The following is a 15,536-nucleotide window of genomic DNA, read 5'->3' as shown; positions in this document are numbered from 1 at the left end:
GATCTCTCAGTGCTCAGCATGTTTGAGTGCTTTACTCGCCGCGGGTTGAGAAATATGTAAAACTTCAGCCGCACGCGTTAAGGAACCACAAGTCATTACAGCATAAAAGATATCGAGATGTCTTAATTTCATTCCATGTAGCCTACTGATTATTTATTTCTACGGACTATTCTAACGAATAAAGTATAAATAATCAGATATACTCGTCATAATTCAAATTTTGGTTTAGTTGTCACGAGAATTAATTCGTAAACGTGCAAGCTAAATAGATTGACTAGGGGAATATACGGGGTAAGAAAGCGGCTCGGCATACTGCCCTATAATAAATTGTTAGGAGAAGTACGCCGAGTAGTGTGTAGCTATTAGGTAAAGTATGTACCAATTTCAATAAATATTTTAATTAAGATACTGTTTGAAATATCAACAATAAAGGCACCGACCATAGGAACGACAAGGAAAGCTTTATGTGATGGTCCAAATGCTTTTGTGACTGTTTGCATATTCGCAATTGCTGTTGGTGTTGCTCCCATACCAAAGCCACAGTGACCCGCGCTGATCACGACAGCATCATAATCTTTGCCCATCATTTTGAAGGTGACAAAGCAGGCAAATAGCACCATGACAACAGTTTGTACAGCAATGATAATTAATACTGGCCCTGCCATGCTTGCCAATTGACCAAATTTTAATGACATTAACGCCATTGCCAAGAAAAGCGATAAAGCAACGCTACCTAATACATCGACGGTCGGCTCAAACACTTCGTGTTTAAATACATGAGTCAGTGTATTACGGATAATAATACCGACAAATAAACACCAGACAAAAGTAGGCAGTTGCAGAAAAGTATCTTTAAACAATGCACTGATATAGCCACCAACAACAATACAGATAATCAGCATTGAAATGGTTTCAATAACGTTATTTGCATTGATTTTTCTTTTGACGCTTGGTTGCTCAAAAGCTTCAACGATAGTGTCGCGCTCTTGCTCGGTTGTTTTAGGAATAGAGACCTTTTTCAAAAGATGACGGGCAACAGGGCCGCCAACTAAACCACCCAACACTAATCTTTTATCTAATCTAGACATCATTAATTCCTAATTTTTGTTGACACTCTATCATTGATAGAGTTATTTTACCACTCCCTATCAGTGATAGAGAAAAGTGAAATGAATAGTTCGACAAAGATCGCATTGGTAATTACGTTACTCGATGCCATGGGGATTGGCCTTATCATGCCAGTCTTGCCAACGTTATTACGTGAATTTATTGCTTCGGAAGATATCGCTAACCACTTTGGCGTATTGCTTGCACTTTATGCGTTAATGCAGGTTATCTTTGCTCCTTGGCTTGGAAAAATGTCTGACCGATTTGGTCGGCGCCCAGTGCTGTTGTTGTCATTAATAGGCGCATCGCTGGATTACTTATTGCTGGCTTTTTCAAGTGCGCTTTGGATGCTGTATTTAGGCCGTTTGCTTTCAGGGATCACAGGAGCTACTGGGGCTGTCGCGGCATCGGTCATTGCCGATACCACCTCAGCTTCTCAACGCGTGAAGTGGTTCGGTTGGTTAGGGGCAAGTTTTGGGCTTGGTTTAATAGCGGGGCCTATTATTGGTGGTTTTGCAGGAGAGATTTCACCGCATAGTCCCTTTTTTATCGCTGCGTTGCTAAATATTGTCACTTTCCTTGTGGTTATGTTTTGGTTCCGTGAAACCAAAAATACACGTGATAATACAGATACCGAAGTAGGGGTTGAGACGCAATCGAATTCGGTATACATCACTTTATTTAAAACGATGCCCATTTTGTTGATTATTTATTTTTCAGCGCAATTGATAGGCCAAATTCCCGCAACGGTGTGGGTGCTATTTACCGAAAATCGTTTTGGATGGAATAGCATGATGGTTGGCTTTTCATTAGCGGGTCTTGGTCTTTTACACTCAGTATTCCAAGCCTTTGTGGCAGGAAGAATAGCCACTAAATGGGGCGAAAAAACGGCAGTACTGCTCGGATTTATTGCAGATAGTAGTGCATTTGCCTTTTTAGCGTTTATATCTGAAGGTTGGTTAGTTTTCCCTGTTTTAATTTTATTGGCTGGTGGTGGGATCGCTTTACCTGCATTACAGGGAGTGATGTCTATCCAAACAAAGAGTCATCAGCAAGGTGCTTTACAGGGATTATTGGTGAGCCTTACCAATGCAACCGGTGTTATTGGCCCATTACTGTTTGCTGTTATTTATAATCATTCACTACCAATTTGGGATGGCTGGATTTGGATTATTGGTTTAGCGTTTTACTGTATTATTATCCTGCTATCGATGACCTTCATGTTAACCCCTCAAGCTCAGGGGAGTAAACAGGAGACAAGTGCTTAGTTATTTCGTCACCAAATGATGTTATTCCGCGAAATATAATGACCCTCTTGATAACCCAAGAGGGCATTTTTTACGATAAAGAAGATTTAGCTTCAAATAAAACCTATCTATTTTATTTATCTTTCAAGCTCAATAAAAAGCCGCGGTAAATAGCAATAAATTGGCCTTTTTTATCGGCAAGCTCTTTTAGGTTTTTCGCATGTATTGCGATATGCATAAACCAGCCATTGAGTAAGTTTTTAAGCACATCATCATCATAAGCTTTAAGTTGTTTCTCTTGGATCAATTTGCTGACAATGGCGTTTACCTTACCAGTAATGTATTCAAGGCTAATTTTTTCAAGTTCATTCCAACCAATGATAGGCATCACTTCTTGGATAGGGATAAGGTTTTTATTATTATCAATAATATAATCAAGGTGATGCTGCCAACTTACTGATTTAGTGTATGATGGTGTTTTTGAGGTGCTCCAGTGGCTTCTGTTTCTATCAGCTGTCCCTCCTGTTCAGCTACTGACGGGGTGGTGCGTAACGGCAAAAGCACCGCCGGACATCAGCGCTATCTCTGCTCTCACTGCCGTAAAACATGGCAACTGCAGTTCACTTACACCGCTTCTCAACCCGGTACGCACCAGAAAATCATTGATATGGCCATGAATGGCGTTGGATGCCGGGCAACCGCCCGCATTATGGGCGTTGGCCTCAACACGATTTTCCGCCATTTAAAAAACTCAGGCCGCAGTCGGTAACCTCGCGCATACAGCCGGGCAGTGACGTCATCGTCTGCGCGGAAATGGACGAACAGTGGGGATACGTCGGGGCTAAATCGCGCCAGCGCTGGCTGTTTTACGCGTATGACAGGCTCCGGAAGACGGTTGTTGCGCACGTATTCGGTGAACGCACTATGGCGACGCTGGGGCGTCTTATGAGCCTGCTGTCACCCTTTGACGTGGTGATATGGATGACGGATGGCTGGCCGCTGTATGAATCCCGCCTGAAGGGAAAGCTGCACGTAATCAGCAAGCGATATACGCAGCGAATTGAGCGGCATAACCTGAATCTGAGGCAGCACCTGGCACGGCTGGGACGGAAGTCGCTGTCGTTCTCAAAATCGGTGGAGCTGCATGACAAAGTCATCGGGCATTATCTGAACATAAAACACTATCAATAAGTTGGAGTCATTACCCCCCGGACGAGTGGGAATCCATGGTAGGGATTTTTACCGAAATGGAAGAACACTATTAGGGGGCACCTCAGAAAACGGAAAATAAAGCACGCTAAGGCATAGCTGACCTTGCCAGGCCTGCTTCGCCCTGTAGTGACGCGATCAACGGGCAGGAAACATTCCCCTTTCGTGCATGGCAGGCGCACACGAGTTCAGACAGCACGGTTTCCATGCGCGCCAAGTCGGCCATCTTCTCGCGCACGTCCTTGAGCTTGTGTTCGGCCAGGCTGCTGGCCTCCTCGCAGTGGGTGCCATCGTCGAGCCGCAACAGCTCGGCAATCTCGTCCAGACTGAACCCCAGCCGCTGTGCCGATTTCACGAATTTCACCCGAACCACGTCCGCCTCCCCATAGCGGCGGATGCTGCCGTAAGGCTTGTCCGGTTCCCGCAACAGGCCCTTGCGCTGATAGAAGCGGATTGTCTCCACGTTGACCCCGGCCGCCTTGGCAAAAACGCCAATGGTCAGGTTTTCCAAATTATTTTCCATATCGCTTGACTCCGTACATGAGTACGGAAGTAAGGTTACGCTATCCAATCCAAATTCAAAAGGGCCAACGTATGTCTGAACCACAAAACGGGCGCGGTGCGCTCTTCGCCGGCGGGCTGGCCGCCATTCTTGCATCGACCTGCTGCCTGGGGCCGCTAGTACTGGTCGCCCTGGGCTTCTCCGGTGCTTGGATCGGCAACCTGACGGTGCTGGAACCCTATCGACCGTTGTTCATCGGCGCGGCGCTAGTGGCGCTGTTCTTCGCCTGGAAGCGGATTTACCGGCCCGTGCAGGCATGCAAGCCAGGTGAGGTCTGCGCGATTCCGCAGGTGCGCGCCACCTACAAGCTGATTTTCTGGATCGTGGCCGTGCTGGTCCTGGTCGCGCTTGGATTTCCCTATGTCGTTCCATTTTTCTATTAACCAGGAGTTCATCATGAAGAAACTGTTTGCCTCCCTTGCCCTCGCCGCCGCTGTTGCCCCGGTGTGGGCCGCTACCCAGACCGTCACGCTAGCGGTTCCCGGCATGACTTGCGCCGCCTGCCCGATCACAGTCAAGAAAGCGCTCTCCAAGGTCGAAGGCGTGAGCAAGGTCGATGTGGGCTTCGAGAAGCGCGAGGCCGTCGTCACTTTTGACGACACCAAGGCCAGCGTACAGAAGCTGACCAAGGCCACCGCAGACGCCGGCTATCCGTCCAGCGTCAAGCAGTGAGCCAGCAAGCCAACGACAACAGCGAGAGCCGCTTCATGGGACTGATGACACGCATTGCCGATAAAACCGGCGCGCTCGGCAGCGTCGTTTCCGCGATGGGCTGCGCCGCCTGCTTTCCAGCCCTCGCCAGCTTCGGCGCGGCCATCGGGCTGGGCTTCTTGAGCCAGTACGAGGGACTGTTCATCAGCCGCCTGCTGCCGCTGTTTGCCGCGCTGGCCTTCCTGGCGAACGCGCTGGGTTGGTTCAGTCATCGGCAATGGCTGCGCAGTCTGCTCGGCATGATCGGCCCGGCCATCGTGTTTGCGGCCACGGTCTGGCTGCTCGGCAACTGGTGGACGGCGAACCTGATGTACGTCGGCCTGGCCTTGATGATTGGGGTGTCGATCTGGGACTTCGTGTCGCCGGCGCATCGCCGTTGCGGACCGGACGGCTGCGAACTCCCCGCCAAGCGCTTGTGAAAGACGGCTGACCGTGCGACACGGCGGCCCACACGAATAAGGAACGATGGTATGAGCACTCTCAAAATCACCGGCATGACTTGCGACTCGTGCGCAGTGCATGTCAAGGACGCCCTGGAGAAAGTGCCCGGCGTGCAATCAGCGGATGTCTCCTACGCCAAGGGCAGCGCCAAGCTCGCCATTGAGGTCGGCACGTCACCCGACGCGCTGACGGCCGCTGTAGCTGGACTCGGTTATCGGGCCACGCTGGCCGATGCCCCCTCAGTTTCGACGCCGGGCGGATTGCTCGACAAGATGCGCGATCTGCTGGGCAGAAACGACAAGACGGGTAGCAGCGGCGCATTGCATATCGCCGTCATCGGCAGCGGCGGGGCCGCGATGGCAGCGGCGCTGAAGGCCGTCGAGCAAGGCGCACGTGTCACGCTGATCGAGCGCGGCACCATCGGCGGCACCTGCGTCAATGTCGGTTGTGTGCCGTCCAAGATCATGATCCGCGCCGCCCATATCGCCCATCTGCGCCGGGAAAGCCCGTTCGATGGCGGCATCGCCGCTACCACGCCGACCATCCAGCGCACGGCGCTGCTGGCCCAGCAGCAGGCCCGCGTCGATGAACTGCGCCACGCCAAGTACGAAGGCATCTTGGAGGGCAATCCGGCGATCACTGTGCTGCACGGCTCCGCCCGCTTTAAGGACAATCGCAACCTGATCGTGCAACTCAACGACGGCGGCGAGCGCGTGGTGGCATTCGACCGCTGCCTGATCGCCACCGGCGCGAGCCCGGCCGTGCCGCCGATTCCCGGCCTGAAAGACACTCCGTACTGGACTTCCACTGAAGCGCTGGTCAGCGAGACGATTCCTAAGCGCCTGGCCGTGATTGGCTCATCAGTGGTGGCGCTGGAGCTGGCGCAGGCGTTCGCCCGACTCGGAGCGAAGGTGACGATCCTGGCTCGCAGCACGCTGTTCTTCCGCGAAGACCCAGCTATAGGCGAAGCCGTCACGGCCGCATTCCGCATGGAGGGCATCGAGGTGAGGGAACACACCCAGGCCAGCCAGGTCGCGTATATCAATGGTGAAGGGGACGGCGAATTCGTGCTCACCACGGCGCACGGCGAACTGCGCGCCGACAAGCTGCTGGTCGCCACCGGCCGCGCGCCCAACACACGCAAGCTGGCACTGGATGCGACGGGCGTCACGCTCACCCCGCAAGGCGCTATCGTCATCGACCCCGGCATGCGTACAAGCGTGGAACACATCTACGCCGCAGGCGACTGCACCGACCAGCCGCAGTTCGTCTATGTGGCGGCAGCGGCCGGCACTCGCGCCGCGATCAACATGACCGGCGGTGACGCGGCCCTGAACCTGACCGCGATGCCGGCCGTGGTGTTCACCGACCCGCAAGTGGCGACCGTAGGCTACAGCGAGGCGGAAGCGCACCATGACGGCATCAAAACTGATAGTCGCACGCTAACGCTGGACAACGTGCCGCGCGCGCTCGCCAACTTCGACACGCGCGGCTTCATCAAACTGGTGGTTGAAGAAGGCAGCGGACGACTGATCGGCGTGCAGGCAGTGGCCCCGGAAGCGGGCGAACTGATCCAGACGGCCGCACTGGCGATTCGCAACCGGATGACGGTGCAGGAACTGGCCGACCAGTTGTTCCCCTACCTGACGATGGTCGAAGGGTTGAAGCTCGCGGCGCAGACCTTCAACAAGGATGTGAAGCAGCTTTCCTGCTGCGCCGGGTGAGGACAAGGAGGTGTGCGATGAGCGCCTACACGGTATCGCAACTGGCCCATAACGCTGGGGTGAGCGTACATATCGTGCGCGACTACCTGGTGCGCGGCTTGTTACGGCCGGTGGCCTGCACCACGGGCGGCTACGGCGTGTTCGACGATGCGGCCTTGCAACGGCTGTGCTTCGTGCGCGCGGCCTTCGAGGCGGGTATCGGCCTGGATGCCCTGGCGCGGCTGTGCCGTGCGCTCGACGCAGCGGACGGCGCACAAGCCGCAGCGCAGCTTGCCGTGCTGCGCCAGTTGGTCGAGCGGCGGCGCGCGGCGTTGGCCCATCTGGACGCGCAACTGGCCTCCATGCCAGCCGAGCGGGCGCACGAGGAGGCATTGCCGTGAACGCCCCTGACAAACTGCCGCCCGAGACGCGCCAACCCGTTTCCGGCTACCTGTGGGGTGCGCTGGCCGTGTTGACCTGCCCCTGCCATCTGCCGATTCTCGCCGCCGTGCTGGCCGGGACGACCGCCGGTGCCTTCCTTGGCGAGCATTGGGGTGTTGCCGCGCTCGCGCTGACCGGCTTGTTCGTTCTGGCCGTAACGCGGCTGCTGCGCGCCTTCCGGGGCGGATCATGACGAGTTCGCAGCCCGCCGGATGGACGGCGGCCGAGTTGGCGCAGGCGGCGGCGCGCGGACAGCTTGACCTGCATTACCAGCCGCTGGTCGATCTGCGCGATCACCGGATCGCTGGCGCGGAAGCGTTGATGCGCTGGCGGCATCCGAGGCTTGGCCTGTTGCCGCCCGGCCAGTTCCTGCCGCTGGCCGAGTCGTTCGGCCTGATGCCGGAAATAGGCGCGTGGGTGCTGGGCGAGGCCTGTCGCCAGATGCACAAGTGGCAAGGACCGGCATGGCAACCGTTCCGTCTTGCCATCAATGTGTCCGCCAGCCAGGTTGGGCCAACGTTCGACGACGAGGTAAAGCGGGTGCTGGCCGATATGGCCCTGCCCGCCGAGCTTCTGGAGATCGAACTGACCGAATCGGTCGCATTCGGCAATCCAGCCCTGTTCGCCAGTTTCGACGCCTTGCGCGCCATCGGCGTGCGCTTCGCCGCCGACGACTTCGGCACCGGCTATTCCTGCCTGCAACATCTGAAATGCTGCCCCATCACCACATTGAAAATCGACCAATCCTTTGTCGCCAGGCTCCCGGATGATGCCCGTGACCAAACTATCGTGCGGGCGGTGATCCAGCTCGCGCACGGGCTGGGCATGGATGTCATTTTCAGAAGACGACTGCACCAGTTGATTGGGCGTAATGGCTGTTGTGCAGCCAGCTCCTGACAGTTCAATATCAGAAGTGATCTGCACCAATCTCGACTATGCTCAATACTCGTGTGCACCAAAGCGAGGTGAGCATGGCGACGGACACCCCACGGATTCCAGAACAAGGCGTGGCCACTCTGCCTGATGAGGCTTGGGAGCGTGCGCGCCGTCGTGCGGAGATCATCAGTCCGTTGGCGCAGTCGGAGACGGTCGGGCACGAAGCGGCCGATATGGCGGCTCAGGCGCTGGGCTTGTCTCGGCGCCAGGTATACGTTCTGATCCGGCGTGCCCGGCAAGGCAGCGGCCTCGTGACGGATCTGGTGCCCGGCCAGTCCGGTGGAGGTAAAGGTAAGGGGCGCTTGCCGGAACCGGTCGAGCGCGTCATCCACGAGCTACTGCAAAAGCGGTTCCTGACCAAGCAGAAGCGCAGCCTAGCGGCCTTTCACCGCGAAGTCACTCAGGTGTGCAAGGCTCAAAAACTGCGAGTGCCGGCGCGCAATACCGTGGCCTTACGGATCGCTAGCCTTGACCCGCGCAAGGTCATCCGCCGGCGGGAAGGCCAGGATGCCGCTCGTGACCTACAAGGTGTGGGCGGCGAGCCTCCTGCCGTGACCGCGCCGCTGGAGCAGGTGCAGATAGACCATACGGTCATCGACCTGATCGTGGTCGATGACCGCGACCGGCAACCTATTGGCCGCCCGTACCTGACCCTCGCCATCGACGTGTTCACCCGCTGCGTGCTCGGCATGGTCGTCACGCTGGAAGCGCCGTCTGCCGTTTCGGTTGGCCTGTGCCTCGTGCATGTCGCCTGCGACAAGCGCCCTTGGCTGGAAGGACTGAACGTGGAAATGGATTGGCAGATGAGCGGCAAGCCCTTGCTGCTCTACCTAGACAACGCGGCCGAGTTCAAGAGCGAGGCCCTGCGCCGGGGTTGCGAGCAGCATGGCATCCGGCTGGACTATCGCCCGCTGGGACAGCCGCACTATGGCGGCATCGTGGAACGGATCATCGGCACGGCGATGCAGATGATTCACGACGAACTGCCGGGAACGACCTTCTCCAACCCTGACCAGCGCGGCGACTACGATTCCGAAAACAAGGCCGCCCTGACGCTGCGCGAGCTAGAGCGCTGGCTCACATTGGCGGTCGGCACCTACCACGGTTCGGTGCACAACGGCCTGCTCCAACCGCCGGCCGCGCGCTGGGCCGAGGCCGTGGCGCGTGTCGGCGTACCGGCCGTCGTCACACGCGCTACTTCGTTCCTGGTCGATTTTCTGCCGATCCTCCGGCGCACGCTGACCCGCACCGGCTTTGTCATCGACCACATCCACTACTACGCCGATGGGCACTGTTGCAAATAGTCGGTGGTGATAAACTTATCATCCCCTTTTGCTGATGGAGCTGCACATGAACCCATTCAAAGGCCGGCATTTTCAGCGTGACATCATTCTGTGGGCCGTACGCTGGTACTGCAAATACGGCATCAGTTACCGTGAGCTGCAGGAGATGCTGGCTGAACGCGGAGTGAATGTCGATCACTCCACGATTTACCGCTGGGTTCAGCGTTATGCGCCTGAAATGGAAAAACGGCTGCGCTGGTACTGGCGTAACCCTTCCGATCTTTGCCCGTGGCACATGGATGAAACCTACGTGAAGGTCAATGGCCGCTGGGCGTATCTGTACCGGGCCGTCGACAGCCGGGGCCGCACTGTCGATTTTTATCTCTCCTCCCGTCGTAACAGCAAAGCTGCATACCGGTTTCTGGGTAAAATCCTCAACAACGTGAAGAAGTGGCAGATCCCGCGATTCATCAACACGGATAAAGCGCCCGCCTATGGTCGCGCGCTTGCTCTGCTCAAACGCGAAGGCCGGTGCCCGTCTGACGTTGAACACCGACAGATTAAGTACCGGAACAACGTGATTGAATGCGATCATGGCAAACTGAAACGGATAATCGGCGCCACGCTGGGATTTAAATCCATGAAGACGGCTTACGCCACCATCAAAGGTATTGAGGTGATGCGTGCACTACGCAAAGGCCAGGCCTCAGCATTTTATTATGGTGATCCCCTGGGCGAAATGCGCCTGGTAAGCAGAGTTTTTGAAATGTAAGGCCTTTGAATAAGACAAAAGGCTGCCTCATCGCTAACTTTGCAACAGTGCCCGCCGATGCGCTCAAGCCGTGGATTGCGCGGCGTGAACGCTGGCCGTCCTTTCTGATCCGGCGCGATCCGCGCGACATCAGCCGTATCTGGGTCCTGGAACCGGAGGGACAGCATTACCTGGAAATTCCCTACCGTACCTTGTCGCATCCGGCTGTCACCCTCTGGGAACAACGGCAGGCGCTGGCGAAACTGCGGCAGCAAGGGCGCGAACAGGTGGATGAGTCGGCGCTGTTCCGCATGATCGGCCAGATGCGTGAGATTGTGACCAGCGCGCAGAAGGCCACACGCAAGGCGCGGCGTGACGCGGATCGCCGCCAGCACCTCAAGACATCAGCTCGGCCGGACAAGCCCGTTCCGCCGGATACGGATATTGCCGACCCGCAGGCAGACAACTTGCCACCCGCCAAACCGTTCGACCAGATTGAGGAGTGGTAGCCGTGGACGAATATCCCATCATCGACCTGTCCCACCTGCTGCCGGCGGCCCAGGGCTTGGCCCGTCTTCCGGCGGACGAGCGCATCCAGCGCCTTCGCGCCGACCGCTGGATCGGCTATCCGCGCGCAGTCGAGGCGCTGAACCGGCTGGAAGCCCTTTATGCGTGGCCAAACAAGCAACGCATGCCCAACCTGCTGCTGGTTGGCCCGACCAACAATGGCAAGTCGATGATCGTCGAGAAGTTCCGCCGCACCCACCCGGCCAGCTCCGACGCCGACCAGGAGCACATCCCGGTGTTGGTCGTGCAGATGCCGTCCGAGCCGTCCGTGATCCGCTTCTACGTCGCGCTGCTCGCCGCGATGGGCGCGCCGCTGCGCCCACGCCCACGGTTGCCGGAAATGGAGCAACTGGCTCTGGCACTGCTGCGCAAGGTCGGCGTGCGCATGCTGGTGATCGACGAGCTGCACAACGTGCTGGCCGGCAACAGCGTCAACCGCCGGGAATTCCTCAACCTGCTGCGCTTCCTCGGCAACGAACTGCGCATCCCGTTGGTTGGGGTAGGCACGCGCGACGCCTACCTAGCCATCCGCTCCGATGACCAGTTGGAAAATCGCTTCGAGCCGATGATGCTGCCGGTATGGGAGGCCAACGACGATTGCTGCTCACTGCTGGCCAGCTTCGCCGCTTCGCTCCCGCTGCGCCGGCCTTCCCCAATTGCCACGCTGGACATGGCTCGCTACCTGCTCACACGCAGCGAGGGCACCATAGGGGAACTGGCGCACTTGCTGATGGCGGCGGCCATCGTCGCCGTGGAGAGCGGCGAGGAAGCGATCAACCATCGCACACTCAGCATGGCCTGTCGACAACCTCTCGCGCAACCAAGACATCGCGGTCGGACTGCAAGTGATCTTGAAGCCACGGGCCCGTCCCACCCCGACATGGACCTCGATGCCCGAACGGACGTTAGATTTCGAGTTCTAGGCGTTCTGCGATGAAGGTTGGATCCCAGCCGGGATTGAAAGTGTCGACGTGGGTGAATCCGAGCCGCTCGTATAGGCCACGCAGGTTCGGGTGGCAGTCGAGCCGCAGCTTGGCGCACCCCTGCGTTCGCGCGGCATGGCGGCAAGCCTCGATCAGCGCGGAGCTGACACCCCGGCCCGCATGTGTCCGTCGCACCGCGAGCTTGTGCAGATATGCGGCCTCCCCCTTGAGGGCGTCGGGCCAGAACTCGGGATCCTCGGCCGACAAGGTGCAACAGCCGACGATGCCGTCGCTGCAACTCGCGACTAGGAGCTCGGATCTCAGGACGAAGGTCTCCGCGAATGTCCGGTCGATCCGCGCGACGTCCCAGGCGGGCGTTCCCTTGGCGGACATCCACGCCGCAGCGTCGTGCATCAGCCGCACAACCTCGTCGATATCACCCGAGCAGGCGACCCGAACGTTCGGAGGCTCCTCGCTGTCCATTCGCTCCCCTGGCGCGGTATGAACCGCCGCCTCATAGTGCAGTTTGATCCTGACGAGCCCAGCATGTCTGCGCCCACCTTCGCGGAACCTGACCAGGGTCCGCTAGCGGGCGGCCGGAAGGTGAATGCTAGGCATGATCTAACCCTCGGTCTCTGGCGTCGCGACTGCGAAATTTCGCGAGGGTTTCCGAGAAGGTGATTGCGCTTCGCAGATCTCCAGGCGCGTGGGTGCGGACGTAGTCAGCGCCATTGCCGATCGCGTGAAGTTCCGCCGCAAGGCTCGCTGGACCCAGATCCTTTACAGGAAGGCCAACGGTGGCGCCCAAGAAGGATTTCCGCGACACCGAGACCAATAGCGGAAGCCCCAACGCCGACTTCAGCTTTTGAAGGTTCGACAGCACGTGCAGCGATGTTTCCGGTGCGGGGCTCAAGAAAAATCCCATCCCCGGATCGAGGATGAGCCGGTCGGCAGCGACCCCGCTCCGTCGCAAGGCGGAAACCCGCGCCTCGAAGAACCGCACAATCTCGTCGAGCGCGTCTTCGGGTCGAAGGTGACCGGTGCGGGTGGCGATGCCATCCCGCTGCGCTGAGTGCATAACCACCAGCCTGCAGTCCGCCTCAGCAATATCGGGATAGAGCGCAGGGTCAGGAAATCCTTGGATATCGTTCAGGTAGCCCACGCCGCGCTTGAGCGCATAGCGCTGGGTTTCCGGTTGGAAGCTGTCGATTGAAACACGGTGCATCTGATCGGACAGGGCGTCTAAGAGCGGCGCAATACGTCTGATCTCATCGGCCGGCGATACAGGCCTCGCGTCCGGATGGCTGGCGGCCGGTCCGACATCCACGACGTCTGATCCGACTCGCAGCATTTCGATCGCCGCGGTGACAGCGCCGGCGGGGTCTAGCCGCCGGCTCTCATCGAAGAAGGAGTCCTCGGTGAGATTCAGAATGCCGAACACCGTCACCATGGCGTCGGCCTCCGCAGCGACTTCCACGATGGGGATCGGGCGAGCAAAAAGGCAGCAATTATGAGCCCCATACCTACAAAGCCCCACGCATCAAGCTTTTGCCCATGAAGCAACCAGGCAATGGCTGTAATTATGACGACGCCGAGTCCCGACCAGACTGCATAAGCAACACCGACAGGGATGGATTTCAGAACCAGAGAAAGAAAATAAAATGCGATGCCATAACCGATTATGACAACGGCGGAAGGGGCAAGCTTAGTAAAGCCCTCGGTACATTTGTTTTCTGATTTAGTGACAATGGTAAGGAACAGTTATGCAAATCAACTTAAATACTCCGGGCACAGCGGCTACATCAACAATACAAACTGTTGCTCCTGCTGCTCAGGCTAAAACCACCACTACAACAGCACCCTCTACTGCAGACACTGTCACCTTATCTGCTGAAGCAAAGGCGAAGCTGGCTGCAGAGCAGCAAGAATCTAAAGCAATAAATCCAACACTGACTACATTAGGTGGTGGCTGGGGTAATGAACCACCAAAATAAGAGGTAGTTTGTGGGGACATTTATTACGACTCTTGCTGAGTACTTATGGGTGTTGTGCATAGGTTCTCTACTGCTGTCCTTAGTCTGGTCGGCCAGTAAATCTGCACGAATAACCATATTGATACTCACTTTATCGGGATTAGCTCAAGACAGGATTGCTCCTTTGCTGATGGGGATATCTGAAACATCTCCTGAGCTCGCTCGCTTACTTTGGTACCCAAGTTGGGTGATATGTCAAACATTGACGCTTGGTATCATCTGGGTTATTCATAGAAAATTCGTATGGGCGGTTGAACAAATCACTCAATTCATTTGTTTAAGCATCTTGATGCACTCTGTTCTGCAGGTAGCGAGATTCACAGACAGAGTCATATTTGGCACTGATCTATTGGGTGGTATATACAAATATGGAATACCAGCTATAAATATCGCAGCAATTTTAGCGATATTTTTATGGTCCATATCAGGAGCCGTCAAGCACAGAAAGGAACTTCAGGAATGCTGACTTTTGTTATGTCTGCAATTACGTTTGGCTTTTTACTGTTAAGTCTGTTTTTCTACAAGAAGTTGATTGGAATGTCAGATGCATTAAACATTATCGAAAAGCAGGTGGCCGCTGATATGGAGATCCGGGCGCATAGATTATGCCTGCTTGCATACGAAGCGCAACGGTTCGGTAACTCTGTGGATAGACGTGCTTTGGATGAAGAGTTTAAAGATTTTTTGCACCTGTACATTGAAGACTACCAAGCAGAAGTCGCAAAAAAGATCAGAGAACATAAGCTCAGCGAGATTTCTGCCTACGGATTTATTAAATTAGATAAGTAGTCATAACAACAAAGCTGTGGACAAGATCTGTCTTGTCTTATTTTAAATGCCCCCCACTGCTTCTCATAGTGATGCACGCCAGCTTTGGCCACCTTTAGATTTGACTGATGCTGCTTGTTAAGAAAATTCTGAATATCTTGCTGAACCTGATGCACAGCATCCAGTAATTGGGCTAAAGCAAACTCCTCGGCATGAAACACAAAGGTTTTACTGGCAGGTTCAAGCCAGCAAAACATGGCTTCATTATCCATCCAGGTGATCACCTGATTAAAACCGGTTAAATGATGCGCTTGATAACGACGCAGAGCAGTATTATCCCGCACTGAATGATCCAGCTCATCTGCATGACGCCATAACGCCTCATTCCGCAGTGGATGGTTTAGATCAGGCAGGTTGATTTCACTTCGCAGCGCCATGGCTCTATGACACAAATCCAGCCCCAGTTCTCCGCAACACTTGGCGGGCCAGAAAATCCGGGATAATTGATAGCTATGGATCAGAATTAAATGCACGGCATCGTACATATCTTCACAAGCCCGGCGCTGACAATCCCAGTCTTCAGACCAGTCATGTAATTGTTTGATGGCTCTGTCCAGTTGCTGACCAGCCTCAACGACTAACTCAGCTTGCAGTTCTGCCTGCTTCATGTAGACCAATAATTCTTTGGCATCCATTTCAACACTCCTGTAAGACGAGACAACACCCTGATTCGGGTACTCTGTATTTTCAGTGTAGAAAGCAAAAAGTCCTTTGCAAGCTGACAAAACAGAAGCTAAGTTATAGATTTTCCAGTTATTACCTATTAACGGTCCTTCAATAAATCTAAGCTGCTG

The 15,536-nt window shown here is 55.7% G+C and carries 18 protein-coding genes and 5 pseudogenes; 15 read left to right on the top strand and 8 right to left on the bottom strand.

Annotation, left to right across the window (positions count from 1 at the left end):
• Positions 1 to 12 precede the first annotated feature (12 nt).
• Positions 13 to 132: pseudogene (locus P3L44_RS20825) on the bottom strand (LysR family transcriptional regulator); the annotation flags it as partial.
• A 230-nt stretch (positions 133 to 362) separates the two neighbouring features.
• Positions 363 to 1,070: pseudogene (gene gltS, locus P3L44_RS20820) on the bottom strand (sodium/glutamate symporter); the annotation flags it as partial.
• Between the two features lie 99 nt (positions 1,071 to 1,169).
• On the opposite strand from gltS, the gene tet(B) reads away from it, so the two are divergent.
• Positions 1,170 to 2,375, top strand: a complete 1,206-nt coding sequence (gene tet(B) / locus P3L44_RS20815) for a tetracycline efflux MFS transporter Tet(B) (RefSeq protein ID WP_001089072.1) — start codon at positions 1,170 to 1,172, stop codon at positions 2,373 to 2,375.
• A 112-nt stretch (positions 2,376 to 2,487) separates the two neighbouring features.
• On the opposite strand, the pseudogene P3L44_RS20810 reads toward tet(B), so the two are convergent.
• Positions 2,488 to 2,805, bottom strand: a pseudogene (locus P3L44_RS20810) (tetracyline resistance-associated transcriptional repressor TetC); the annotation flags it as partial.
• Between the two features lie 42 nt (positions 2,806 to 2,847).
• Between P3L44_RS20810 and P3L44_RS20805 the strand changes: the two are divergent.
• Positions 2,848 to 3,545 (top strand): IS1-like element IS1B family transposase gene (locus P3L44_RS20805; protein ID WP_095033700.1). Its coding sequence is split into 2 segments (ribosomal slippage): positions 2,848 to 3,097 and positions 3,097 to 3,545, totalling 699 coding nucleotides; the frame shifts between segments, so codons are not numbered across the junction.
• 106 nt (positions 3,546 to 3,651) lie between these two features.
• Here P3L44_RS20805 and merR read toward each other — a convergent pair.
• Complete coding sequence (gene merR / locus P3L44_RS20800; RefSeq protein ID WP_000429836.1) at positions 3,652 to 4,086, bottom strand: Hg(II)-responsive transcriptional regulator; 435 nt, start codon at positions 4,084 to 4,086, stop codon at positions 3,652 to 3,654.
• A gap of 71 nt (positions 4,087 to 4,157) precedes the next feature.
• Here merR and P3L44_RS20795 point away from each other — a divergent pair, with 71 nt between their 5' ends.
• The 11 genes and pseudogenes from P3L44_RS20795 to P3L44_RS20745 all read left to right on the top strand — a co-directional run bounded on the left by P3L44_RS20795 (position 4,158) and on the right by P3L44_RS20745 (position 11,895).
• Positions 4,158 to 4,508 (top strand): mercuric transport protein MerT, encoded by a 351-nt coding sequence (locus P3L44_RS20795; protein ID WP_001294663.1) that lies wholly within the window; start codon positions 4,158 to 4,160, stop codon positions 4,506 to 4,508.
• 13 nt (positions 4,509 to 4,521) lie between these two features.
• Positions 4,522 to 4,797: a mercury resistance system periplasmic binding protein MerP gene (gene merP, locus P3L44_RS20790; protein ID WP_000732292.1), complete on the top strand. Its 276-nt coding sequence runs from the start codon at positions 4,522 to 4,524 to the stop codon at positions 4,795 to 4,797.
• 35 nt (positions 4,798 to 4,832) lie between these two features.
• The gene (merC, locus tag P3L44_RS20785) at positions 4,833 to 5,255 is read left to right on the top strand and encodes an organomercurial transporter MerC (RefSeq protein ID WP_001340589.1); all 423 of its coding nucleotides are present in this window, start codon (positions 4,833 to 4,835) and stop codon (positions 5,253 to 5,255) included.
• 51 nt (positions 5,256 to 5,306) lie between these two features.
• Positions 5,307 to 7,001 (top strand): mercury(II) reductase, encoded by a 1,695-nt coding sequence (gene merA, locus P3L44_RS20780; RefSeq protein ID WP_000105636.1) that lies wholly within the window; start codon positions 5,307 to 5,309, stop codon positions 6,999 to 7,001.
• 17 nt (positions 7,002 to 7,018) lie between these two features.
• Positions 7,019 to 7,381 (top strand): mercury resistance co-regulator MerD, encoded by a 363-nt coding sequence (merD, locus tag P3L44_RS20775; RefSeq protein ID WP_001277456.1) that lies wholly within the window; start codon positions 7,019 to 7,021, stop codon positions 7,379 to 7,381.
• Positions 7,378 to 7,614 carry a broad-spectrum mercury transporter MerE gene (gene merE, locus P3L44_RS20770; RefSeq protein ID WP_000993386.1) on the top strand — a complete coding sequence of 79 codons (237 nt, stop codon included), beginning with the start codon at positions 7,378 to 7,380 and terminating at the stop codon, positions 7,612 to 7,614. Before merD ends, merE begins: the two co-directional genes overlap by 4 nt.
• A 35-nt stretch (positions 7,615 to 7,649) precedes the next feature.
• On the top strand, positions 7,650 to 8,318 hold the full coding sequence (locus P3L44_RS20765) for an EAL domain-containing protein (RefSeq protein WP_001300294.1): 669 nt from the start codon (positions 7,650 to 7,652) through the stop codon (positions 8,316 to 8,318).
• A 74-nt stretch (positions 8,319 to 8,392) separates the two neighbouring features.
• Positions 8,393 to 9,643: pseudogene (locus P3L44_RS20760) on the top strand (transposase); the annotation flags it as partial.
• 64 nt (positions 9,644 to 9,707) lie between these two features.
• The gene (locus P3L44_RS20755; RefSeq protein WP_001067855.1) at positions 9,708 to 10,412 is read left to right on the top strand and encodes an IS6-like element IS26 family transposase; all 705 of its coding nucleotides are present in this window, start codon (positions 9,708 to 9,710) and stop codon (positions 10,410 to 10,412) included.
• Positions 10,413 to 10,465: 53 nt separating this feature from the next.
• Positions 10,466 to 10,900 (top strand): annotated as a pseudogene (locus P3L44_RS20750) (Mu transposase C-terminal domain-containing protein); the annotation flags it as partial.
• A gap of 2 nt (positions 10,901 to 10,902) precedes the next feature.
• Complete coding sequence (locus P3L44_RS20745; RefSeq protein ID WP_001381192.1) at positions 10,903 to 11,895, top strand: TniB family NTP-binding protein; 993 nt, start codon at positions 10,903 to 10,905, stop codon at positions 11,893 to 11,895.
• Here P3L44_RS20745 and P3L44_RS20740 read toward each other — a convergent pair.
• The 3 genes from P3L44_RS20740 to P3L44_RS20730 form a co-directional block, all read right to left on the bottom strand.
• Positions 11,864 to 12,364, bottom strand: a complete 501-nt coding sequence (locus P3L44_RS20740) for a GNAT family N-acetyltransferase (protein WP_000376623.1) — start codon at positions 12,362 to 12,364, stop codon at positions 11,864 to 11,866. The genes P3L44_RS20745 and P3L44_RS20740 overlap by 32 nt on opposite strands.
• 127 nt (positions 12,365 to 12,491) lie before the next feature.
• Positions 12,492 to 13,331: a sulfonamide-resistant dihydropteroate synthase Sul1 gene (gene sul1, locus P3L44_RS20735; protein WP_000259031.1), complete on the bottom strand. Its 840-nt coding sequence runs from the start codon at positions 13,329 to 13,331 to the stop codon at positions 12,492 to 12,494.
• The gene (locus P3L44_RS20730) at positions 13,325 to 13,642 is read right to left on the bottom strand and encodes a DMT family transporter (RefSeq protein WP_071211019.1); all 318 of its coding nucleotides are present in this window, start codon (positions 13,640 to 13,642) and stop codon (positions 13,325 to 13,327) included. Before P3L44_RS20730 ends, sul1 begins: the two co-directional genes overlap by 7 nt.
• A gap of 2 nt (positions 13,643 to 13,644) precedes the next feature.
• Between P3L44_RS20730 and P3L44_RS20725 the strand changes: the two genes are divergently transcribed.
• Both P3L44_RS20725 and P3L44_RS20720 read left to right on the top strand, forming a co-directional pair.
• Positions 13,645 to 13,875 (top strand): hypothetical protein, encoded by a 231-nt coding sequence (locus tag P3L44_RS20725; RefSeq protein WP_032495677.1) that lies wholly within the window; start codon positions 13,645 to 13,647, stop codon positions 13,873 to 13,875.
• A gap of 498 nt (positions 13,876 to 14,373) precedes the next feature.
• On the top strand, positions 14,374 to 14,703 hold the full coding sequence (locus P3L44_RS20720; RefSeq protein WP_033917513.1) for a hypothetical protein: 330 nt from the start codon (positions 14,374 to 14,376) through the stop codon (positions 14,701 to 14,703).
• Here P3L44_RS20720 and P3L44_RS20715 read toward each other — a convergent pair.
• Entirely contained in the window at positions 14,676 to 15,377 is a 702-nt protein-coding gene (locus P3L44_RS20715; protein ID WP_032495674.1) for a hypothetical protein, read from the bottom strand. The two genes, P3L44_RS20720 and P3L44_RS20715, sit on opposite strands and share 28 nt — an antisense overlap.
• Between the last annotated feature and the right edge of the window lie 159 nt (positions 15,378 to 15,536).

Source organism: Providencia sp. PROV175 (assembly GCF_032707045.1).
GTDB classification, from domain to species: domain Bacteria; phylum Pseudomonadota; class Gammaproteobacteria; order Enterobacterales; family Enterobacteriaceae; genus Providencia; species Providencia hangzhouensis.
Note: the sequence above shows the minus strand (reverse complement) of the source record. Positions and strands in the feature narration are given on the sequence as shown.

Coding starts and splice junctions, on each gene's coding strand:
- merR (WP_000429836.1), bottom strand. CDS start 4,086: ATGGAAAATAATTTGGAAAACCTGACCATTGGCGTTTTTGCCAAGGCG.
- P3L44_RS20795 (WP_001294663.1), top strand. CDS start 4,158: ATGTCTGAACCACAAAACGGGCGCGGTGCGCTCTTCGCCGGCGGGCTG.
- merP (WP_000732292.1), top strand. CDS start 4,522: ATGAAGAAACTGTTTGCCTCCCTTGCCCTCGCCGCCGCTGTTGCCCCG.
- merC (WP_001340589.1), top strand. CDS start 4,833: ATGGGACTGATGACACGCATTGCCGATAAAACCGGCGCGCTCGGCAGC.
- merA (WP_000105636.1), top strand. CDS start 5,307: ATGAGCACTCTCAAAATCACCGGCATGACTTGCGACTCGTGCGCAGTG.
- merD (WP_001277456.1), top strand. CDS start 7,019: ATGAGCGCCTACACGGTATCGCAACTGGCCCATAACGCTGGGGTGAGC.
- P3L44_RS20755 (WP_001067855.1), top strand. CDS start 9,708: ATGAACCCATTCAAAGGCCGGCATTTTCAGCGTGACATCATTCTGTGG.
- P3L44_RS20740 (WP_000376623.1), bottom strand. CDS start 12,364: ATGGACAGCGAGGAGCCTCCGAACGTTCGGGTCGCCTGCTCGGGTGAT.
- sul1 (WP_000259031.1), bottom strand. CDS start 13,331: ATGGTGACGGTGTTCGGCATTCTGAATCTCACCGAGGACTCCTTCTTC.
- P3L44_RS20725 (WP_032495677.1), top strand. CDS start 13,645: ATGCAAATCAACTTAAATACTCCGGGCACAGCGGCTACATCAACAATA.
- P3L44_RS20720 (WP_033917513.1), top strand. CDS start 14,374: ATGCTGACTTTTGTTATGTCTGCAATTACGTTTGGCTTTTTACTGTTA.
- P3L44_RS20715 (WP_032495674.1), bottom strand. CDS start 15,377: ATGGATGCCAAAGAATTATTGGTCTACATGAAGCAGGCAGAACTGCAA.